A 415-nucleotide genomic window follows, 5' to 3' on the forward strand; every position below is an offset into this window, starting at 1 on the left:
GATGTAGATGAAGCCGATCGTGTCGACGCCACCGCTCGAACCCGCTGCGGCACTCCCCTCCGCATCGGTTCCGGCGTCGCTGCTGTCGGTCTCGGAGCCGCTCGGTTCGTCGGAGCCGCACGCGGCGACGCCGAGCGCCACTGCAAGCAGTCCGGGGAGCACTGCTGCTCGGGTACGTGGGCGGGTTCGTCGGCTGGTCATCGTTCCTCCATGAAGGGTTGGGTGGAAAGGGTTGGGTGCATCGGTGTGGGTTGGTCCGCGCGTTCACGCTGAATGGGCGGTGGGGACGACCGGCGAAGCCGGTCAGAAGACTCTGCTGAGCGATTCCGGACTCTCGTTGATCCGGCGTCGGCTGAGGGCCGCCAGGATCACGATGACGACCAGATACGGAACCGCCTGGAGCAGGTACTGCGAG

At 66.5% G+C, this 415-nt stretch carries 1 pseudogene; it reads right to left on the reverse strand.

Annotated features, from left to right (window positions below):
* Positions 1-201, reverse strand: a pseudogene (locus KBY19_RS36020) (hypothetical protein); the annotation flags it as partial.
* Positions 202-415: the final 214 nt, after the last annotated feature.

It is taken from the genome of Streptomyces sp. B15 (assembly GCF_018070605.1).
GTDB classification, from domain to species: domain Bacteria; phylum Actinomycetota; class Actinomycetes; order Streptomycetales; family Streptomycetaceae; genus Streptomyces; species Streptomyces smyrnaeus.